Source organism: Sporomusa sp. KB1 (assembly GCF_007830295.1).
Classification (GTDB): Bacteria; Bacillota; Negativicutes; order Sporomusales; family Sporomusaceae; genus Sporomusa.
This window is the reverse complement of record NZ_VLKC01000002.1, coordinates 4,964,301-4,981,284: the sequence shown is the minus strand read 5'-3', so window position 1 is coordinate 4,981,284 and position 16,984 is coordinate 4,964,301. Positions and strand designations below refer to the sequence as shown.

General features: G+C 42.9%; 18 protein-coding genes. 13 read left to right on the top strand and 5 right to left on the bottom strand.

Annotated features, from left to right (window positions below):
* Positions 1–218: 218 nt before the first annotated feature.
* From SALPA_RS26925 to SALPA_RS26885, 9 genes are all read left to right on the top strand, one after another.
* The gene (locus SALPA_RS26925) at positions 219–1,256 is read left to right on the top strand and encodes an epoxyqueuosine reductase (RefSeq protein ID WP_145101332.1); all 1,038 of its coding nucleotides are present in this window, start codon (positions 219–221) and stop codon (positions 1,254–1,256) included.
* 423 nt (positions 1,257–1,679) lie between these two features.
* Positions 1,680–2,651, top strand: a complete 972-nt coding sequence (locus tag SALPA_RS26920; protein ID WP_145101330.1) for a D-glycerate dehydrogenase — start codon at positions 1,680–1,682, stop codon at positions 2,649–2,651.
* 311 nt (positions 2,652–2,962) lie between these two features.
* Positions 2,963–4,318 (top strand): MATE family efflux transporter, encoded by a 1,356-nt coding sequence (locus SALPA_RS26915; protein WP_145101328.1) that lies wholly within the window; start codon positions 2,963–2,965, stop codon positions 4,316–4,318.
* Positions 4,319–4,400: 82 nt separating this feature from the next.
* Positions 4,401–4,592, top strand: coding sequence for a hypothetical protein (locus SALPA_RS26910; RefSeq protein ID WP_145101326.1), 192 nt, complete (start codon positions 4,401–4,403; stop codon positions 4,590–4,592).
* 184 nt (positions 4,593–4,776) lie between these two features.
* Complete coding sequence (locus SALPA_RS26905; protein ID WP_145101324.1) at positions 4,777–5,949, top strand: M20 family metallopeptidase; 1,173 nt, start codon at positions 4,777–4,779, stop codon at positions 5,947–5,949.
* Between the two features lie 110 nt (positions 5,950–6,059).
* Positions 6,060–6,299 carry a hypothetical protein gene (locus SALPA_RS26900; RefSeq protein ID WP_222428135.1) on the top strand — a complete coding sequence of 80 codons (240 nt, stop codon included), beginning with the start codon at positions 6,060–6,062 and terminating at the stop codon, positions 6,297–6,299.
* An 85-nt stretch (positions 6,300–6,384) separates the two neighbouring features.
* Positions 6,385–6,585 (top strand): hypothetical protein, encoded by a 201-nt coding sequence (locus tag SALPA_RS26895; RefSeq protein WP_145101321.1) that lies wholly within the window; start codon positions 6,385–6,387, stop codon positions 6,583–6,585.
* 29 nt (positions 6,586–6,614) lie between these two features.
* On the top strand, positions 6,615–8,369 hold the full coding sequence (gene pyk, locus SALPA_RS26890; RefSeq protein ID WP_186451248.1) for a pyruvate kinase: 1,755 nt from the start codon (positions 6,615–6,617) through the stop codon (positions 8,367–8,369).
* A gap of 13 nt (positions 8,370–8,382) precedes the next feature.
* Positions 8,383–9,750: a hypothetical protein gene (locus SALPA_RS26885; protein WP_145101317.1), complete on the top strand. Its 1,368-nt coding sequence runs from the start codon at positions 8,383–8,385 to the stop codon at positions 9,748–9,750.
* A 44-nt stretch (positions 9,751–9,794) separates the two neighbouring features.
* Here the strand turns inward: SALPA_RS26885 and SALPA_RS26880 are convergent, their stop codons facing one another.
* The gene (locus SALPA_RS26880; protein WP_145101315.1) at positions 9,795–10,934 is read right to left on the bottom strand and encodes an acyltransferase; all 1,140 of its coding nucleotides are present in this window, start codon (positions 10,932–10,934) and stop codon (positions 9,795–9,797) included.
* A 365-nt stretch (positions 10,935–11,299) separates the two neighbouring features.
* Between SALPA_RS26880 and dat the strand changes: the two genes are divergently transcribed.
* Positions 11,300–12,160, top strand: coding sequence for a D-amino-acid transaminase (gene dat / locus SALPA_RS26875; protein WP_145101313.1), 861 nt, complete (start codon positions 11,300–11,302; stop codon positions 12,158–12,160).
* 19 nt (positions 12,161–12,179) lie between these two features.
* Positions 12,180–12,518 carry a CC/Se motif family (seleno)protein gene (locus tag SALPA_RS26870; protein WP_145101311.1) on the top strand — a complete coding sequence of 113 codons (339 nt, stop codon included), beginning with the start codon at positions 12,180–12,182 and terminating at the stop codon, positions 12,516–12,518.
* 109 nt (positions 12,519–12,627) lie between these two features.
* Here SALPA_RS26870 and SALPA_RS26865 read toward each other — a convergent pair whose 3' ends face one another.
* From SALPA_RS26865 to SALPA_RS26850, 4 genes are all read right to left on the bottom strand, one after another.
* Positions 12,628–12,891, bottom strand: coding sequence for a hypothetical protein (locus SALPA_RS26865; RefSeq protein WP_145101309.1), 264 nt, complete (start codon positions 12,889–12,891; stop codon positions 12,628–12,630).
* 41 nt (positions 12,892–12,932) lie between these two features.
* Positions 12,933–14,282, bottom strand: coding sequence for a VWA domain-containing protein (locus SALPA_RS26860; RefSeq protein WP_145101307.1), 1,350 nt, complete (start codon positions 14,280–14,282; stop codon positions 12,933–12,935).
* A gap of 5 nt (positions 14,283–14,287) precedes the next feature.
* A complete protein-coding gene (locus tag SALPA_RS26855; RefSeq protein WP_145101305.1) occupies positions 14,288–15,244 on the bottom strand; it encodes a MoxR family ATPase in 957 nt (318 codons plus the stop codon).
* A gap of 223 nt (positions 15,245–15,467) precedes the next feature.
* Positions 15,468–15,824, bottom strand: a complete 357-nt coding sequence (locus tag SALPA_RS26850) for a hypothetical protein (protein ID WP_021170311.1) — start codon at positions 15,822–15,824, stop codon at positions 15,468–15,470.
* 216 nt (positions 15,825–16,040) lie between these two features.
* Here SALPA_RS26850 and SALPA_RS26845 point away from each other — a divergent pair, with 216 nt between their 5' ends.
* Both SALPA_RS26845 and SALPA_RS26840 read left to right on the top strand, forming a co-directional pair.
* Positions 16,041–16,346: a hypothetical protein gene (locus SALPA_RS26845; RefSeq protein WP_145101303.1), complete on the top strand. Its 306-nt coding sequence runs from the start codon at positions 16,041–16,043 to the stop codon at positions 16,344–16,346.
* An 11-nt stretch (positions 16,347–16,357) separates the two neighbouring features.
* Positions 16,358–16,858: a hypothetical protein gene (locus SALPA_RS26840; RefSeq protein WP_145101301.1), complete on the top strand. Its 501-nt coding sequence runs from the start codon at positions 16,358–16,360 to the stop codon at positions 16,856–16,858.
* The last annotated feature ends 126 nt before the right edge of the window (positions 16,859–16,984 follow it).

Here is a 16,984-nt window from a genome sequence, read left to right as displayed (position 1 = left end):
AATCTCATTATGACTTTGATTAGAAAGAAGATAAGTCGTTAATGACTCATTTTAAAGGATTCAAAAATATTGGCATGGTTATTGCGTAATTATAGTTTAATGAGCAAGTGAGAGAAATTTTATAGATGCTTATTAAAAAAAACAATATGACAAGCATAATTTTGTTAATTATAGTGCCGAAAAAGATTAAACTAGTTATAAAAGAGAAGGGATGATTGATGATGGATAAAAAGGAACTGACAAAGAAAATCAAAATGAAGGCATTGGAGCTAGGGTTTTCCAAAATTGGCACCACTACTGCAGATGATTTCGTCGAGTACGAACAGGAACTGAACTCCCGTCCCGACTACACTCCCTGGATTAATACTCCGGGAACCGGCTATTTGATTGACGGATGCCGCCCTAGCACATTTTATCCAGAAGGAAAATCTATCATTTGCACTGTCTACGGTTTCAGCGATATCCTGTTCCCGGAAGAACTGACGCCATATGTGGGCCGCGCCTATTTAAGCCGCTCCTATCGACCTTTAGAGGAGTCTTCCTGTGGTTTGCGCGTAAATGCGTTTAAGGATTTTATCAAATCTCTGGGCATCTCCATGTATGAGGGGGGTATCATTGTTCCTGAACGCATGGCATGTGCGAGAGCCGGAGTTATTACCTACGGTAAGAATAACTTCGCCTACACCGAGGAAGATGGCTCCTTCATCATTTTGTATACATTCGTAGTTGATACGGAACTCGAATGCGACGAACCTACAATAATCTGCAAATGTCCGCCAGATTGCCAGGAATGTATAAAGGCCTGTCCCACTCACGCAATAGCGCAGGCAAGAAGACTGCTTCCGTTGAATTGCGTATTGCGGAATAATCTAAGTAACATGGTTATCCCCTATGAATTACGTGAATGCCTTGGTACAAAGATCCACGGCTGCGATGCTTGTCAGCTCGCTTGCCCTCGAAATAAGAAGGTATTGGCAAATGCATCGAAAAAAGATTTATTCCTGGAAGAACTGAAAAAAGACTTCGATTTAGAGCGGATTCTACTCCTAGATGAGAAGTATTATCAGAATGTGGTCTATCCCATCATGTATAACTACATCAGGGATATGGATCTGTTCCGACGAAACGCCGCTATCGCCCTTGGTAATACGGGTGACCAGTCGCATATCCCAGCACTAAAAAAGGCACTGGAGAATGCAAACCCCCTAGTTCGGGACGTTGCTCAATGGGCGATTGATAAACTGAGTGTGAAATGAACTCTCAACCGATTTAATTCCTCATTTTTGACCGAGGGTGATTCCAACATCTGAAATCATTTTATGTTCTCAAGCCTAAGTCTGTGCACAGACTTTTCCGCTGAAAATGCTCAAACGCTCCATCATCGGAAAAGCAACGAGGCGGACATTGCCCTTTACTCCCTCCCAAATTTAACTCCAGTTTTGTGACGGATGAGGCATTTACATATTTCCTTTTCAACTCGTATTTGTATTTAGTCAGGACCACCCGTTCATGGACGGGTGGTCCTGACTCTCAGCTATGCACCTTTTGGAAATGAGTACAGGAGCAAACCCGTGTGTACAATCAGAACTGTCGTGAATTTTGCGAGCAGGTGGAATAAAAACAACGGCGAAGTAAATGATAGTGCAAATAACATTCTATAAGTAAGGGCGGTGGACTTTATGACCAAATATAAAGTTGTAATTACCGGAGAAATATTACCTTCAGCACTGGCGGCCATTGAAGAGCAGTGTGAGGTTCGCCAATGGCAGAAGTCAACGCCGCCGCGCGTTGAAGAGTTAGCAAAGTGGCTGGAGGATGCGGAAGGATTGTTTGTTACTGGCAAGATTGCAGTAAATGAAACATTATTAGCGGCTGCGCCCAAAGTAAGAGTGATTGCGCAATCGTCGGTAGGCTATGATAATATTGATATTAAGGCCTGTACCAACCGGAAAATTCCTTTTGGTAATACCCCTGGCGTGCTTGTTGAGGCAACGGCAGATTTGGCTTTCGGACTACTTTTGACAGCAGCCCGGCGTATTCATGAAGGCTGGGATTGGGTACGGGCCGGGAAATGGCAAGAGGGACAACTGCCGCTAGGCGTAGATTTGTATAATAAGACAGTTGGTATTGTCGGTATGGGAGCTATTGGTTCAGCTGTTGCCAGACGGGCTCAGGCCAGTGGAATGAAAGTCATCTATAATAACCGCCATCCCCGTCCTGACCAGGAGCAGCTCAAAGCCGAGTATCGTACTTTGTCTGAGCTTTTAGCCGCAGCTGATTTTATTATTGTGCTTACCCCGCTGACTCCTGAAAGCCAGGGAATGTTCGGGGCAAAAGAGTTTGCCCAAATGAAACCGACAGCCTATTTCATTAATGCGGCTAGAGGCGGGGTTGTAGATACGCAGGCTTTATACAAGGCGCTATCTGACAAACAGATTGCCTATGCGGCGCTGGATGTTACTGATCCTGAACCGCTGCCGGCAAACCATCCCTTGCTACAATTGCCGAATATTCTTGTTGTTCCACATATTGGCAGCGCCACAACCGAAACCCGTAACCGGATGGCAATGCTGGCAGCAGAAAATCTCTTACTTGGTTTGGCAGGTAAACCCTTGGTGACTTGTGTAAATTCTGAAGTGAATTATCGTTAGAGTTTTGTGCTTACATACTCTTTGTCCTGGTTGAAAGGTTAATTGCGAATTTAGAGCTAAGCCGAAAGCGAGAATTGCTTCGCCCTACCTTTTCTGCAATGATGGGAACTAGAATTCATCTCATTGCGGGTGGTCGCGTGGCAATCTCGTTTTTATTTCCCGCATTAGTTCTCTTTGGTAATTTTACCAGAGTAAGTCGCAGCAAGACGATAAATAGTATGATAGATAAATTATTGAATAAAATATTGCTATGTGTCGCAAAGCTTATTATGGTTTATGATAGATATAAATTTTATTTTGTGGAGGAAAGTATGGATCAATCTGGAGCCTTGGGGCAGAAAAAAATAAGTAAGCTATTATGGGAATTTTCCCTGCCGGCCATTATTGGGATGGTGGTGAATGCGCTATATAATATTGTGGACAGTATCTTTGTTGGTAATGGGGTTGGTGATATTGGTCTTACTGCGGTAACGATAGCTTTTCCTATCATGATTATTTTAATGGCAATTGGTATGTTGATTGGTATTGGTGCTTCGACACTGGTATCCATTCGTTTAGGCGAACAAAATAAGCACGAAGCCGAAATTATTCTTGGCAATGCCTGCAGCCTGATGCTTGTGGCTGTGTTATCGACAACGGTGGCTGCCCTTATCTATTTAGATCAAATACTGGTGCTGTTAGGGGCAGAACCTCACGTATTGCCATATGCCCGCGAGTTTACCCGCATCATTCTTTTAGGCAGTATCTTTATGCATATCGGCTTTGGCCTCAATAATATTATCAGGGCTGAAGGCAATCCAAGAATGGCAATGGCAACCATGTTAATTGCCTCTGTGCTGAACATTGTACTAAATCCACTGTTTATTTTTGTATTCAAACTGGGGATAGCGGGATCGGCCTTGGCTACAGTAGCTGCTCAGGCAGTTGCAGCTGTATGGGTACTACGCTATCTTATCAGCGATGAGGGGGTTCTTAAGCTGCGCTGGTCTAATTTGCGGCTTGATAAAAATATTGTTTTCGACATTTGCAAAATCGGTTTATCGCCGTTTTTAATGCAGATTGCTGCCAGTGCGGTAACTATATTATCGAATTACAGCCTGCTCAGTTATGGAGGAGAACTGGCTGTAGCGGCATATGGGGTGATTAACAGAGTGGCAATGCTAATACTAATGCCTATATTCGGCATCAGCCAGGGTGTTCAGCCAATTCTGGGATATAACTATGGTGCAAAAAATTATAAGCGTGTAATTGAAGTCGTGAAGCTTGGCACATATGCGGCTACCTTGGTATCGGTAATTGGTTTTGCGGTAACACAACTTTTGTCCAGCCAGATTATCCGATTATTTAATAACAATCCAGAGCTCATTGCACTAGGCGCAGATGGAATTGAAACTTCTTTGATTATGCTGCCGCTGATCGGGTTTCAAATCATCGGCGCTAGTTATTTCCAGGCAACTGGCAAGGCAGGATATGCCATTTTTCTTAGTATGTCACGGCAGGTGATTATCTTAATACCGGCACTTATTATCTTACCTCGATTTTTTGGTTTAGAAGGAATATGGTTGACAATGCCGGTATCTGATGTCATTTCATCACTTTTTACTGGGAGTTTTTTATGGCTGGAACTTCGCAGAGTATCTCCTAAACTATTGGGAAATAATTCTTAAACAAGAACGGCAACTTAGCTGCAGGAACTGACCTATAGGGGACGAATACTACCAATAGTAATAGTAAGAAAGGCTGGTAGCGATGAAAAGAAGGTTGTTTGTTGCCGTTCTTTCCATAGCTGTCTTAACTATGGCGACTGCGCCGGTTGAGGCGGCTAAACTGAGTGATCAGGAGACAAATTTAACCCCAATGAAGGCTGATTCCAAGAGGGTAGAAAAGCCTCATCACGGCTATATTACATATGATAAAAATAAAATGTATTATTATTGGTGAAATTTATAATACGAGGCGGACCGCAGAGGTTTTAGCCTTTATTTTTTTGCCCTGAATACTAATTAAAAATAGATACTATAGTGCAATAAACTGTCAGCTTGTAATATGCAGGAGTTTTAGTAGTATTTGTATAAAAAGAATATTGACTAATTTTACAGAAACAAGAAGGGAAAGGACGACACATATGAACAAACATATCCATGAATTAGTAATAGAGGGTAGCGACTATGTCGTTACCCTGCGGCGGCATTTTCGAGCCTTTCCAGAGCTCGGTGGTCAAGAATTTGAAACTCAAAAGAAAATTATCGCCGAACTCACGGCAATGGGGTTAAATCCCCGTTCAGCTGCTGGTACTGGGGTTATTGCTGAGATTAAAGGAGGTCGACAGGGAAAAACAGTTGCCATCCGCGCCGACATTGATGCGTTGCCGATTCAAGATGAAATTGATCAGCCGTACCGCTCACGCAATGCCGGGCGTTGTCATGCCTGCGGCCATGATGGTCATACAGCTGTGCTGCTGGGGATTGCGAAAGTATTTAGTACAATTAAGGAAGAGCTGCCAGGTACGATCAGACTGCTGTTCCAGCCAAGCGAGGAAAAGTTTCCGGGTGGTGCGATAGCAATGATTGCTGATGGCGCAGTGGAGAGCGTGGATGCTGTAATTGGGGCGCATCTGTGGCAACCGTTCGCAGTGGGGACCCTGGGGCTAACCTATGGTCCGATGATGGCTTCTCCTGATAATTTTACTATTACCATAAAGGGTTCTGGCGGACATGGTTCTATGCCGCATCAGACGATTGATCCACTGTATGTTGGCGCACAAATTGTATTGGCACTAAAGACGATTACCGGCAATCTTGTGAATGCTAATGAACTGGCCGTATTATCGCTAGGGGTATTTAACGCCGGTGACACTTTTAATATCATACCTGACTCGGCTACTCTGAAGGGAACCGTACGGACATTTGCGCAAAGCACCCGGGAGACAATCTTTGCCGCGATTGACCGGATGTGCAGCGGTATTTGCGCAGCCGCCGGTGCAACCTATGTTTTAGATTGCTATTATGGTTACCCACCTGTTATTAATAATCCGGAGGTAGCCAGGGTTGTCGCCAAGTCGGGGGAAGCCGTATTGGGTAAGACGGCTGTTTTTGAGATGAGTCCAACGATGGTTGCCGAGGATTTTTCCTATTATCAGCAACAGGTGCCAGGCTGTTTTATGTTCATTGGTGTCGGTAATAAAGACAAGGGAATTGTCTATCCTCACCATCACCCTAAGTTTGACATGGATGAAAGCGGATTTAGTCATGGGGTGGAGATTATGGTAGTGTCCGCATTGAATTTATTACAGGCGTGAATCTGGCCTTTTTGCTGCCTTATTTGCAACTCTGCTAACAGGGATAGGTCTTATTATAGAAACTTGCTCTTATGGGCAAATTAGCAAGGTACAGGCCATGCCTTGGTAAAATGAACCCGATGCCTTTTGCTGGTTTACACCTGAATGCTGGATTTGTGGCTTTAGTTGCCAATTCCATTGTCTTTGTGGCAGTCAGCCTGTTGACTGCCAATGTCAAAGCCGATCAGTCCGGTTCTGCTATTATGAAGAATTCTTACCTGCGGATGACAGGCAGCAGCCCGGACTTATGTCCGGGCTACTATTTTTTATTTTTAGCAGGAATACAGCTAACTTTGGAGAACAAAGTTTAATAATTAGCTTTATTGTCAGTATGTCATTATTAGATTAATGCGGTTAGTGGTTTATTATTAGAGAGAAGCTAATAGGAGGATACGTATGTGGACCGTAGTATATATAGCTTCTAATCGGGCACAGGCCGAAAAATTTAAAAACGTGCTGTGTAATGAAGGGGTGCTCGCCGATATACGCCCGGCGGGACTGGTTTCAGCCTTAGGCGATGGCTTGTATGAAATTTTGGTTTTAGAATCAGAAGCCGATGAAGCCCATGCTGTTTTATGTCAATATGTAATACGCTAAGCAGTAGTAAGACTGAAGGAGTGAATAGTATGCTTAAAAAGACTAAGATTGTTTGCACTGTAGGTCCTAGCACTGATAAGTCAGGTATTTTAGAATCAATGATGGAAGCGGGTATGAATGTTGCCCGGTTTAACTTTTCTCATGGTTCACATGAAGAGCATGCAAAACGAATTGCCAGGGTAAGGGAAGCGGCTAACAATGTAAAGAAACCAATTGCATTGATGCTTGATACCAAGGGACCGGAAATGCGGTTGGGTTTGTTTGCGGCAGGTAAAGTTGATTTAGATAAAGGTCAGAAGTTTGTTCTTACAGGTCGTGAGGTAGTCGGTACCAAGGAAATGGCTTCTGTCAATCATAAGTTTTTGCCGCAAGAGGTAGCTGTTGGACAAACCATCCTTATCTCTGATGGTCTGGTGAGTCTGCATATTGACGCTATTGAGGGCGATGACATTATTACTACTGTAAATAACAGCGGTCAAATCAGTGATCGCAAACGGGTTGCCGCACCGGGGGTTGCTGTTAATCTGCCGCCTCTGTCTGAGCAAGATGTAGCAGATATCAAATTTGGGATTGCAAGTCAAATGGACTTTATTGCTGCTTCCTTCATCCAGCGGGCAGCCGATGTATTAGCTATTCGCAAGATATTGGAAGATGGCAATTATTCGATGGAAATTATTCCAAAGATTGAAAATGCCGAGGGTGTCAAAAACATAGATGAAATTATCAAGGTTGCAGACGGCCTTATGGTGGCCAGAGGTGATCTCGGGGTAGAGATTCCTGCAGAAGAAGTACCGCTTGTACAGAAAATGCTGATCCAAAAATGTAATAAGGCCGGCAAGCCTGTTATCACCGCGACTCAAATGCTGGAGTCTATGGTTTCTAATCCCCGTCCTACCAGAGCGGAAGCGAGCGATATTGCTAATGCTATTTTTGATGGCACTGATGCGATTATGCTTAGCGGTGAAACAGCCTCAGGTCAATACCCGCTGGAAGCAGTGCAAACTATGGCCCGTATTGCTGTTCGTACAGAAACCTCCCTGCAGCTTAGCGATATTCTGATTGGTAAAGGGATTCAATTGCAGCGGACTACGACAGATGCGATCAGTCATGCTACTGTACAAATATCGCATGAACTGGGCGCTGCCGCGATTGTGACTTCAACCCAGTCGGGCTATACGGCACGAATGGTATCAAAATATCGTCCGCAGTCCACAATTGTGGCTGTTACACCTTGTACTAAAACAGTCCTGCGAATGCTATTATTATGGGGCGTCTATCCTATTTTGGGACCTAGCTTTAATAATACGGATGAAATGGTGCAAAGTGCGGTAGCCACTTCATTAGCAGCCGGGGTTGTTAAAGATGGTGATTTAGTTGTCGTTACGGCTGGTGTGCCTGCAGGGCTGTCTGGAACAACCAATATGATTAGGGTGCATGTTGTTGGCAATATTCTGCTGCGTGGCACTGGGATTGGTCAGCGGGCTGTTACCGGTCAAATTGTTGTGGTTACCTCAATTAAAGAAATTACAACCAAGTTTAAAGCAGGTGATATTCTGGTTGTAAATAGTGTTGACGAAGAAATTGCCCCCTATGCTGCTAAAGCGGCTGCTATCATAGCCGAAGAGGGTGGACTTACATCTCACGCTGCTATTGTCGGGGTAAGCTTTGGTATGCCAGTGCTAGTCGGTGTGGAAGGCGCTGTAGAGCGTTTACAGGATGGTGCGATAGTCACTGTGGATGCTTCCCGCGGTATTGTATATCAGGGAGAAATTAACGCTAGATAGGGAGAACCCTTTTATGGCTGTATGGTTGATCGTGCTTACTGGGATAAGCTTAGCCGCTTGGTGGTTGTACACTAGGCGGCTTGCTTGGCAGTTTAAGCATATAAAGTTTCAATTGAGTACTATTACGCAAAAGCGGCAAGTGGGTAGTAGGGCCGGCAAAGCCAGTATGCGTTCGCTCTATAAAATTCTGCATACTAGTCTGGCCGCCGGTAGAGCAGATGACGCTTATCAAGCTCTTGACTTGCTAAAGTTAGCGTTAGGTCACGGTCTGGGCAGGGACGGAGAGCCAGCACGATTGACTGCTGTTATTTATTTAGCTTTGCGCACTAACCAGCTTGATGTTGCTGGTCATTGTATTGACGCGTTTCGGCCATTGCTGAAAAATATGACTGTGATAGAGCTGCCGGTTGCTATTGAGCAGCTTGGTTTGATTGCCGTTATGAGTTTGAAACAACGACAGAACTTTTTGGCAGCGCGTGCGGTGGACGTTATTTTTTCCGTCAGCGGGATTCAGGATGAGGCTGTTTGTCGGGCTGTTATTCGGGCTATACGATTAACCGGGTTAACTGCTTTGCGACGGAAAGACACTGGCCTTGTTCGTGAAATATTGGTAAAAATAGCCAGCTGGCTGGCGACTGAACAAGGAGACAGTCCCTTGCACGAACAGGCAGCCTGGGTATTAACAGCGTGGCTACACCGGATAGTTAAAGCTGGTAATGTTCCTATGTTTGAGCTAATAACGCAATATATTGACCAATTGGCCGAAAAAAATACTTTGTCAGAGAAGGCATTGGCAAGCCTCATTGTAGAATGTGCTCATTTATCAAGTATGGATAGTCTTGATCCATTTAGTCAGTTAAGTGGACAGATAGCCATGTTCAGCCTCGAATTAGCGGTGGAAATTAAAAACATTAGTATTTGGCGACAGTCACTTGACGGGGTTGTTCAAGCAGCCAGACTGGCTGTAACCCAGCGAAGTTTGACAGAAAGCTTTACCGTTATTTACCCGCTCTTTGAAATAGGACGCCGTCTGTTAGCTGCTGAACTTACTGCTGCTCCAAGGCGTGATTTGTTTCGTCAAAAGGCGCTTTATATACTGATACGCGAATGCCTGCAGTTGGTAGAATTTGTGTCAAGACAAAATTTTACTACAACCATAGCAGATATTATTGAACAGATATATCAAGAATGGATTAAGTGCCCGCTTAATTCAGGTCAACACAAATCGATAAAACGGTTTTGCCAACTGCTATTTCAATATTGTACACAGATTAAACGCCGGCAGAAGATGCTGCTCGATGAAGAAGATAGCTTTAATGCTGAAAATGTTATTACAGTGGCGGATCGGGAGCATTTGAAACAAATAGGTTATTTATCCTAAACCAAAGGCGGACAATTAGTATGTCCGCCTTAACTTATAGTTGTTTATGCTTTCGCGTCAAGTCTGTTTTTCTTGGGAAATGAACCAGTAAGTAACAACCCGAGTAAGGGGACGTGGACCCCTAGCTTATTGATGCTCCAGGCCAAGCCAGAACTTAAAGCAAGTGTTGTTACATAAAAGCCAATAGTAGTCAATGGCGTTAACGCCTGGGAACGTTGATTAAGTTCAATAAGTAAATAATACATTACCAATGGATGAATAAGATAAATTAAATAAGAGTACTTACCTAATTGGTGTAACATAGCGGCTAGTGATTCAGGTAATGGTCTGGTAAAGGTTTTAAACCAGAATAAGGTTGCACTGGCGGTATATAGCACACCCAGTGGACTGAGCTGGTGAACAGTATTAGCTGTTGCTTCCAGCGTGTAGTGCTGTTGGTAGACAAGGTAGTAATAATGGGACAGTATTCCGGCTAAGGTAAGAATAAAACAGGCTGTGATTCGTCTGCTGTTTTGTTTTAGGAGTGCGAGAAACTGTGAATAGCGTTCGGCACAAATTCCACCAAGGATGAAGATAAACAGATAATGAAGAACCCAATAGCTCATGCGGTGCTGGATCATAAGGTTAAGATAATGATTATTATAATTTGCGTGAAGCAGATAACTGGAATAATAATTAAAAGCTATTTGAACAAGTAACAAGCTGACTAATCCTACGAACGGGGCTTTAAGAATCATGCTGACAAGTTGCCGCCATAAGGGCATAAGGGCATAAAACCAAACTAAAATCACTAAAAAATATAACTGGTAAGAAGCTAACCCAAACAAAAAGTATTTATATATAAGCGGCCTGTGCCAGAGGTCTGTTGCGCCACTTATCCAGGTATAATGCAACATATAAAGAATAGACCAAGTTAAATAAGGTAATAGTACAGTTCGAAAGCGTTTAACCATAAACGTGGGGTAGTGAAATTCCTTTTTTAGCGGTTGACTGAGAAATAAGCCGAAAGCTGATACAAAGAAAAATATCGGCACGCTAAAGCGGGTAACTATTTCATAGATAGCAAATAGATGTAAATTAGCAGCCTCATATGTCAGCGAATAAGCACCGGTATGGATGCCTAGCACACCTAACATAGATATACCGCGAATATAATCAAGAGCCACAATGCGTTGATTAGCCATAGTTTTTTTTGCTCCTTACGATGTAAGCTGCAACTGGTTATGTTGCCACAGCGTATATTACATTACTATTTTAGCTGTTACCAGTAGATAAGACACTATTATCAATTATAGGCTGTAACGCGTTTGGCTGCAAGAAACTTTTATAACATTACCAGATAACTCCTAATTTCCCAGAGGTTATGTGTCTTTTGAGCGTCTTACGGCTAAAACAAGATAAGCAGCAAGATAAGAGTAGCCTAGCGGAAGCCATACTTACTGATAAAGAAGCAAAAAAATATATAATAGCAGCAGGAAATCATGAAATGCTGCATAATTTGTATAAATAATAGCTTATCTATAATAATAATTTATAAGGAGATTTTTTCATGAAGCCAATCGGTTTGGTAGATGGTAAAATAATAGATATAAGTGAAAATATTGTATCGATGGAAGATCGGGGTCATCAGTTTGGCGATGGGGTCTATGAAGTAACAAAGGTGTATAATGGTCATTGCTTTGCTTTGCAGCCACATATGGACAGGTTATACCGTTCCTTACGTGAACTAGCAATTCCGGCCGTATATACGTTTGAAGAATTGACTGAATTTCATGAGCTGCTTATCAAAGAAAGCGGTATTATGGATGCAGCCATCTACCTTCAAATCACGCGCGGAGTATCCCCCAGGACACACAGCTTTCCCGAAAATGTTGTGCCGCGGTTAACAATGTCAATTCGTCCCTCCAGCGCTGCCATTGATAAGAATAAAGCCGAAGGGTGCAAAGCTATGCTAATTCCAGACGAAAGATGGCTCAGATGTGATATTAAATCGCTTAATCTTCTCGGTAATGTATTAGGAAAACAAAAGGCCAAGAGCGCAGGGTGCTGGGAAGGTATCCAAGTTCGTGACGGTATTGTAACCGAAGGCACAAGCAGTAACTTTTTTGTCGTTAAGGATGATGTGGTCTGGACACATCCTAAGTGCAACCTGATCTTAACTGGTGTCACCCGTACACTGGTTATCGAAAAAATAGCGTCAGACCTGGGTATTGTGGTTGTCGAGAAAAAGTTTGATGAGGCGTTTGTTAAATCGGCACAAGAGGCTTTTATTTCAGGGACCAGTACCGAGATTACACCCATTGTAACTTTAAATAATCAGCCTGTTGGCAGCGGCAGCGTTGGTCCTGTCACTCGCAAAATTCAGAAGGAGTACTGGACCTTGATTGACAAAGAATGTCAGCGTAAGTAAACTAAGGAGGGTGAAAATTATGAACATGACAGTTACAGAACGGGCACAGGAATATATTGCCCAAGAAGGTAATGTAATTTCGGTAAGGATCGCCAAACGTCTGATACCTAGCTGCACGGCTACGAAGACAGCTGATCTGCCGACTGTACAATTGGGAAAACCCGTGGATTATGAACAAGCTGATTATGAAGCAGTAACTATTGATGGTGTTGAAGTCTATGCTCATAGTTCGATTATCAATTATAATGGCCAAGTTCCTTTACGCGTTGATATTGAAACCACATTGTTTGGCAAACAGCTGGCCGTGTATGGCATGCCGATTCCTCCCCAAAGCTGTGGTGACTGCACGTTGTGCTAGTGCGTGAACTCGTTTCAGCATAGCTGAAACATTGGGGATTCAGGTGGAGAGTCTTGACTCGCGTACTAAGATAAAAAACTGCTGGAGGCCAAAGGCTTCCAGCAGTTTTTTATTTAATTATGTTACTTGCACAGCTTGAACAACCGCCATCTTGTTCTTGGATTGCTTCTTCCAGTCGGCCATTGTTAAACAAAATCATTTCTGATATGGCCATCGGTAAAACTTCGGTTAACAGCACTTCCATAGCGTTGTGCATTGCTTGCTTTTGATCTCTGTGGCTTAGCGCAGTAGTGAGCTTTTCTTCAATTGGCTCACGATAGGTGGTTAGCCAGCGTTGGTAGTGGGCAAGCAATGAAGGTCCGTCGAAATACATAAGAACACATCCTTTATTTTTTTATACTAAGCACGTATATATCAAGATTGCCGAGTTAGGTTGAGAGATAATATTTTAGTCAGGTGGGCTAGCGAGTAACATTCGAACATGGCGCAGAATTTGGCAAACAGTGGTATGGCACTGTTTTGGGGCCAACGTTCCTTGGGCTGGGTATTGAGCCACAAAACACGTTTAACCTTTTTGCTGATTAGGGATAACTGACCGGCCGTTTCCAGCGGTGCTAATGTGTTGGCGTCACTGATAATAAAGAGTAGAGTAGATGGCGTAAGCAATTGCTTATGATCTTCTTCCAGGCTTGATAAGGCAATAAATAAATTAGTACCCTGTCCCATTTGGGAAGAATTTGTGGCTAATTTTTCCGTAACCTGGGCAAAGTCAGCACCACGGCGGAAATAATCGGTTACTTTTTCCAAATCAGTGGCAAAAATAAAGCTTTCAATATTTTTTACAACACTGGATAGGCCAAACAGCAGCGGTAGGGTAAACCGGACATATTTTGTCATCGAGGCGGATACATCACAAACAACAATAATATTAGGTTTATGAATTTTTTTGGTTTTATACTTTAAGGAAATCATAATACCGCCATAACGCATATTGCGACGGATGCTTTTGCGTATATCAATAAGCTTGCGTCGGCCGGTTATGCGAAAGCGACGGGAGATACGGGTTGTTAAACGGCTGGCTAATCGTTTAATTAGGGCTGTAACTTGTGGGATCTCATGTTCGGCAATATCTTGCATATTTTTATAGAGGAGCGGGTTGCCGCCAGTACCGCCAAGCCCTGCCGCCGAGTCTACGACATGATCAAGTTCGTCGTGTCCCAGCAATTGACGGCGGGCAGCAGCAAGCTGAGCTAAATCTTCAGGTGATAGCTGGCGCTGCCAAAAGGAAAGTGAACTCCTAAGCAGGTTTTCAACTATTGGTTGAAAGGATTCTTGGACCTTGTTACCTGTGGAGGTCTTTTCTAAAAATTCCTGCAGTCGCTGCTTTTCCTGTTCAGGTAAGCGTTTATAGACATCTTTAAGGTCATCAGGAATTTCCAGCGGGCGTCCCTGGAAAACCAGTTCTTCTTCGGCCTGTTTGGTTTGTTCCAGATCAAGCTGCTGTTTGGAATCCCAGGCAGTTTGCTGCTCTTTTTTTGCTTCTGGCGGCACAAAGAATAGGTTAAAGGCCTGATTAAAGGCGGTTTGATCTTCGGCATGTTTTATAAGGGTGCTTTTTAATGCTGCGCGGAATTCTGTCTGATCAAAATTATCAATGACTGTTAAGCTATCTACAGCATCAATGGTTTCAGCCGTGCTGATCCGTACTCCAAGCTGGCGCAAGATCTGGATAAACCCGACAATATTATCAGCAAGCGAGTTCAAGATAATCAGCCCTTACAGCTTGCTGTGCCATGGCAGTCACAAGCTTGCGTTTTATTAGTGGCAGTAGCCTGTTTGACTGCGGCACATAATCCGTCTACGCCCAAATCTTTTTGAAATGCCAGCAAATCGTCGCGGTTTTTTAATAGCAAGCCCATAGTTTGTTTTACTAATGTAGAATCCAGGTAATCAGCATGCATAGCAATCAAAGATCTTGTCCAATCCAGCGTCTCAGCAATCGATGGCTGTTTATTGAGTGTCAGGCTATGCCGCAGGTGGTTGACAGCGGTGGCAATCTGCAGGGCTAGTTTTTCTGTAGCTTCTGGGATTTTCGTGCGAATAATATTGATTTCTTTTTCAATCGAGGGATAATCAATATATAGATATACACAACGGCGGCGTAAGCCTTCCGAAAGCTCACGGTCATGATTACTTGTCAATATTACGATAGGAATATGCTTGGCTTTGATGGTGCCAAGCTCGGGAATGGAGATTTGGAAATCAGAAAGGATTTCAAATAAAAAAGCTTCAAACTCCTCATCTGTTTTATCAATTTCATCAATAAGTAACACCGCACGTTTTTCGGCACGAATAGCTTTGAGCAGTGGCCGTTCCAATAAGTATTCCGGGGAAAAGATATCCTGCTCGGAAATATCTTGGGAAGCGTTATCCCGGATCATTTGGATTTTAATTAATTGCCGTTGATAATTCCATTCATATAAGGCTTTGTTTTCATCCAAACCTTCATAGCATTGCAACCGGATAAGCTCAGTATTAAATACGCTGCTTAAGACTTTGGCAATTTCAGTTTTACCAACACCAGGCGCGCCTTCAATTAATAGTGGTTTTTCTAGTTTTAAGGCTAGAAAGACCGTAGTTATTAGTTCCTTATCACTAATATATCCTTGTGCCTCAAAAGCAACTTTTAATTCTGCCGCAGTGAGTGTGTTCAATTGATTGTCCATCTTTTGTTCTCCTATCTTCTTAATAACGGTTGCTTTAATTTTACAGCATATTGATAATAATTGACAAGAGAAAACAGTTCTTTTTTAAGAAAATACGGTTTGCGCCGGACCTGCCTTTATCCGCTTTTCTTTTAAGGAAAGCTAACCTTGCTGTTAGGGTACAAAAACAAAAGTTACTCATTGGGAGTAACTTTTGTTTTTGTCTGATAATAAAATATAGAGGCTATAAAGTTAGGCCAATAAAGGAACCACTTTTGAATGGAGTATTTTCAACTAACTGGCTTGGTAAGATATCAAAGTGCTTAAAAAACTTTTTTGCGCCGATATAGGCGCCTTTGGCTGCATAACGTACAGGAAAAGCGTTTGGTTTCAACTCTTCTGTCGGCAAAATGCCGAGTGCCCGGTTTTCAGGATCATAACCAAGCATGCAAAAGTTGCTGTTTTCTAACAACTGGGTGGCATTTTTGTTAAAGACAATACGGCCATTGGGACGTACTTCCACTGCCGGTTGATCATTTTTGGGCAGGCGGGTGCGATGTGGCTCAAACAATGTAAAGGAAAAATCTCTTTCTTCACTCATGGTATTCACTCCTTGGAAAGTTAGTCTGCAATAAAAAGTATGCTCAAATTAACAAAACTATAAACATTATTTTAAAAAAAATATACTATTTCTGATATTTTTTATAGTTAATCAGAGGAAGGCAGGAATTTTATAAACTTGGGCATAATTAATTGTTAGTGAGGCTTTAGTTAATGGATAGTCATGGGCTATCACAGAAAGTAGAGGGAGGTAACAATGAATCAAACATGGTTTAAAATACTGGCAGCGATGATTATCGGCAGTATGCTTAAGTATCTTGTTTTCAGCGCCTTAGCGTGGGTGTTTATTGATTTAGCCGTACTGGGAGTAGCTTATTTGTTATTACGGCGCGATCCTTTTACAGATATGAGGCATTCGATGCTGTTTCTTGGCGGGTTAACCGCCGTCAATGTACTGGTTGACTTAGGAATAATTGGTGGAATGATTGGCAATCTTGTTCTATTGGCTCTTTTAGCCTATATGATGTTTGGCCGCGACTACACTCGCCGTCGGCGCAGATAACAGGAGAAATTATGTCAGACAATCGGATTATTACGAGAACGGCACTATTGTTGGCGCTTACTTTGCTTTTTCAGTCACTGCGGTTTTTTATTCCCCTGCCGCCTTTTCTATCTACTTTTATTATTGGAAGTTTGGTCAACTCTTCATTACTTATTGCTGCCGAAAAGGCAGGTTTATGGCCGGCGCTCATTATTGCGGCAGTTACTCCGTTGGTAGCCTATTTTCAAATGCTGCTGCCATTACCGGTGTTTATTCTTCCTGTTGCGTTAGGGAATGCGGCTTATATTTGCCTGTTTTTGTTTGCCTGTAAGTGGGGGCGCATTCCAGGTACTGTTTTAGCAACAGTAGGCAAAACGGGATTTTTATACCTAGCATTTACTTGGTTGCTAACCTTTATAGCCATTCCTTCCAAATTGGCTGCCGGGATAATGCTTGCAATGAGTTGGCCGCAATTAGTTACTGGTGCCCTGGGGGGCTTGCTGGCTTCGCTGGTAGTTAAACGTATTCGGTAAACACTCCATCACTGGAGTGTTCTTTTTTTTCCCAGATGGAGAGGTTAACTTTCTCTGGATAGAACGCTGGCAGAATTGTTTTGTGTTAAAGCAGGAATTTGAGGATAATATAGCAAAATAATAAAA

Bases quoted from the DNA above. Each gene is read 5' to 3' on its own strand.
- SALPA_RS26925 (WP_145101332.1), top strand. From the start codon at position 219: ATGATGGATAAAAAGGAACTGACAAAGAAAATCAAAATGAAGGCATTG.
- SALPA_RS26920 (WP_145101330.1), top strand. From the start codon at position 1,680: ATGACCAAATATAAAGTTGTAATTACCGGAGAAATATTACCTTCAGCA.
- SALPA_RS26915 (WP_145101328.1), top strand. From the start codon at position 2,963: ATGGATCAATCTGGAGCCTTGGGGCAGAAAAAAATAAGTAAGCTATTA.
- SALPA_RS26910 (WP_145101326.1), top strand. From the start codon at position 4,401: ATGAAAAGAAGGTTGTTTGTTGCCGTTCTTTCCATAGCTGTCTTAACT.
- SALPA_RS26905 (WP_145101324.1), top strand. From the start codon at position 4,777: ATGAACAAACATATCCATGAATTAGTAATAGAGGGTAGCGACTATGTC.
- SALPA_RS26900 (WP_222428135.1), top strand. From the start codon at position 6,060: ATGAACCCGATGCCTTTTGCTGGTTTACACCTGAATGCTGGATTTGTG.
- SALPA_RS26895 (WP_145101321.1), top strand. From the start codon at position 6,385: ATGTGGACCGTAGTATATATAGCTTCTAATCGGGCACAGGCCGAAAAA.
- pyk (WP_186451248.1), top strand. From the start codon at position 6,615: ATGCTTAAAAAGACTAAGATTGTTTGCACTGTAGGTCCTAGCACTGAT.
- SALPA_RS26885 (WP_145101317.1), top strand. From the start codon at position 8,383: ATGGCTGTATGGTTGATCGTGCTTACTGGGATAAGCTTAGCCGCTTGG.
- SALPA_RS26880 (WP_145101315.1), bottom strand. From the start codon at position 10,934: ATGGCTAATCAACGCATTGTGGCTCTTGATTATATTCGCGGTATATCT.
- dat (WP_145101313.1), top strand. From the start codon at position 11,300: ATGAAGCCAATCGGTTTGGTAGATGGTAAAATAATAGATATAAGTGAA.
- SALPA_RS26870 (WP_145101311.1), top strand. From the start codon at position 12,180: ATGAACATGACAGTTACAGAACGGGCACAGGAATATATTGCCCAAGAA.
- SALPA_RS26865 (WP_145101309.1), bottom strand. From the start codon at position 12,891: ATGTATTTCGACGGACCTTCATTGCTTGCCCACTACCAACGCTGGCTA.
- SALPA_RS26855 (WP_145101305.1), bottom strand. From the start codon at position 15,244: ATGGACAATCAATTGAACACACTCACTGCGGCAGAATTAAAAGTTGCT.
- SALPA_RS26850 (WP_021170311.1), bottom strand. From the start codon at position 15,824: ATGAGTGAAGAAAGAGATTTTTCCTTTACATTGTTTGAGCCACATCGC.
- SALPA_RS26845 (WP_145101303.1), top strand. From the start codon at position 16,041: ATGAATCAAACATGGTTTAAAATACTGGCAGCGATGATTATCGGCAGT.
- SALPA_RS26840 (WP_145101301.1), top strand. From the start codon at position 16,358: ATGTCAGACAATCGGATTATTACGAGAACGGCACTATTGTTGGCGCTT.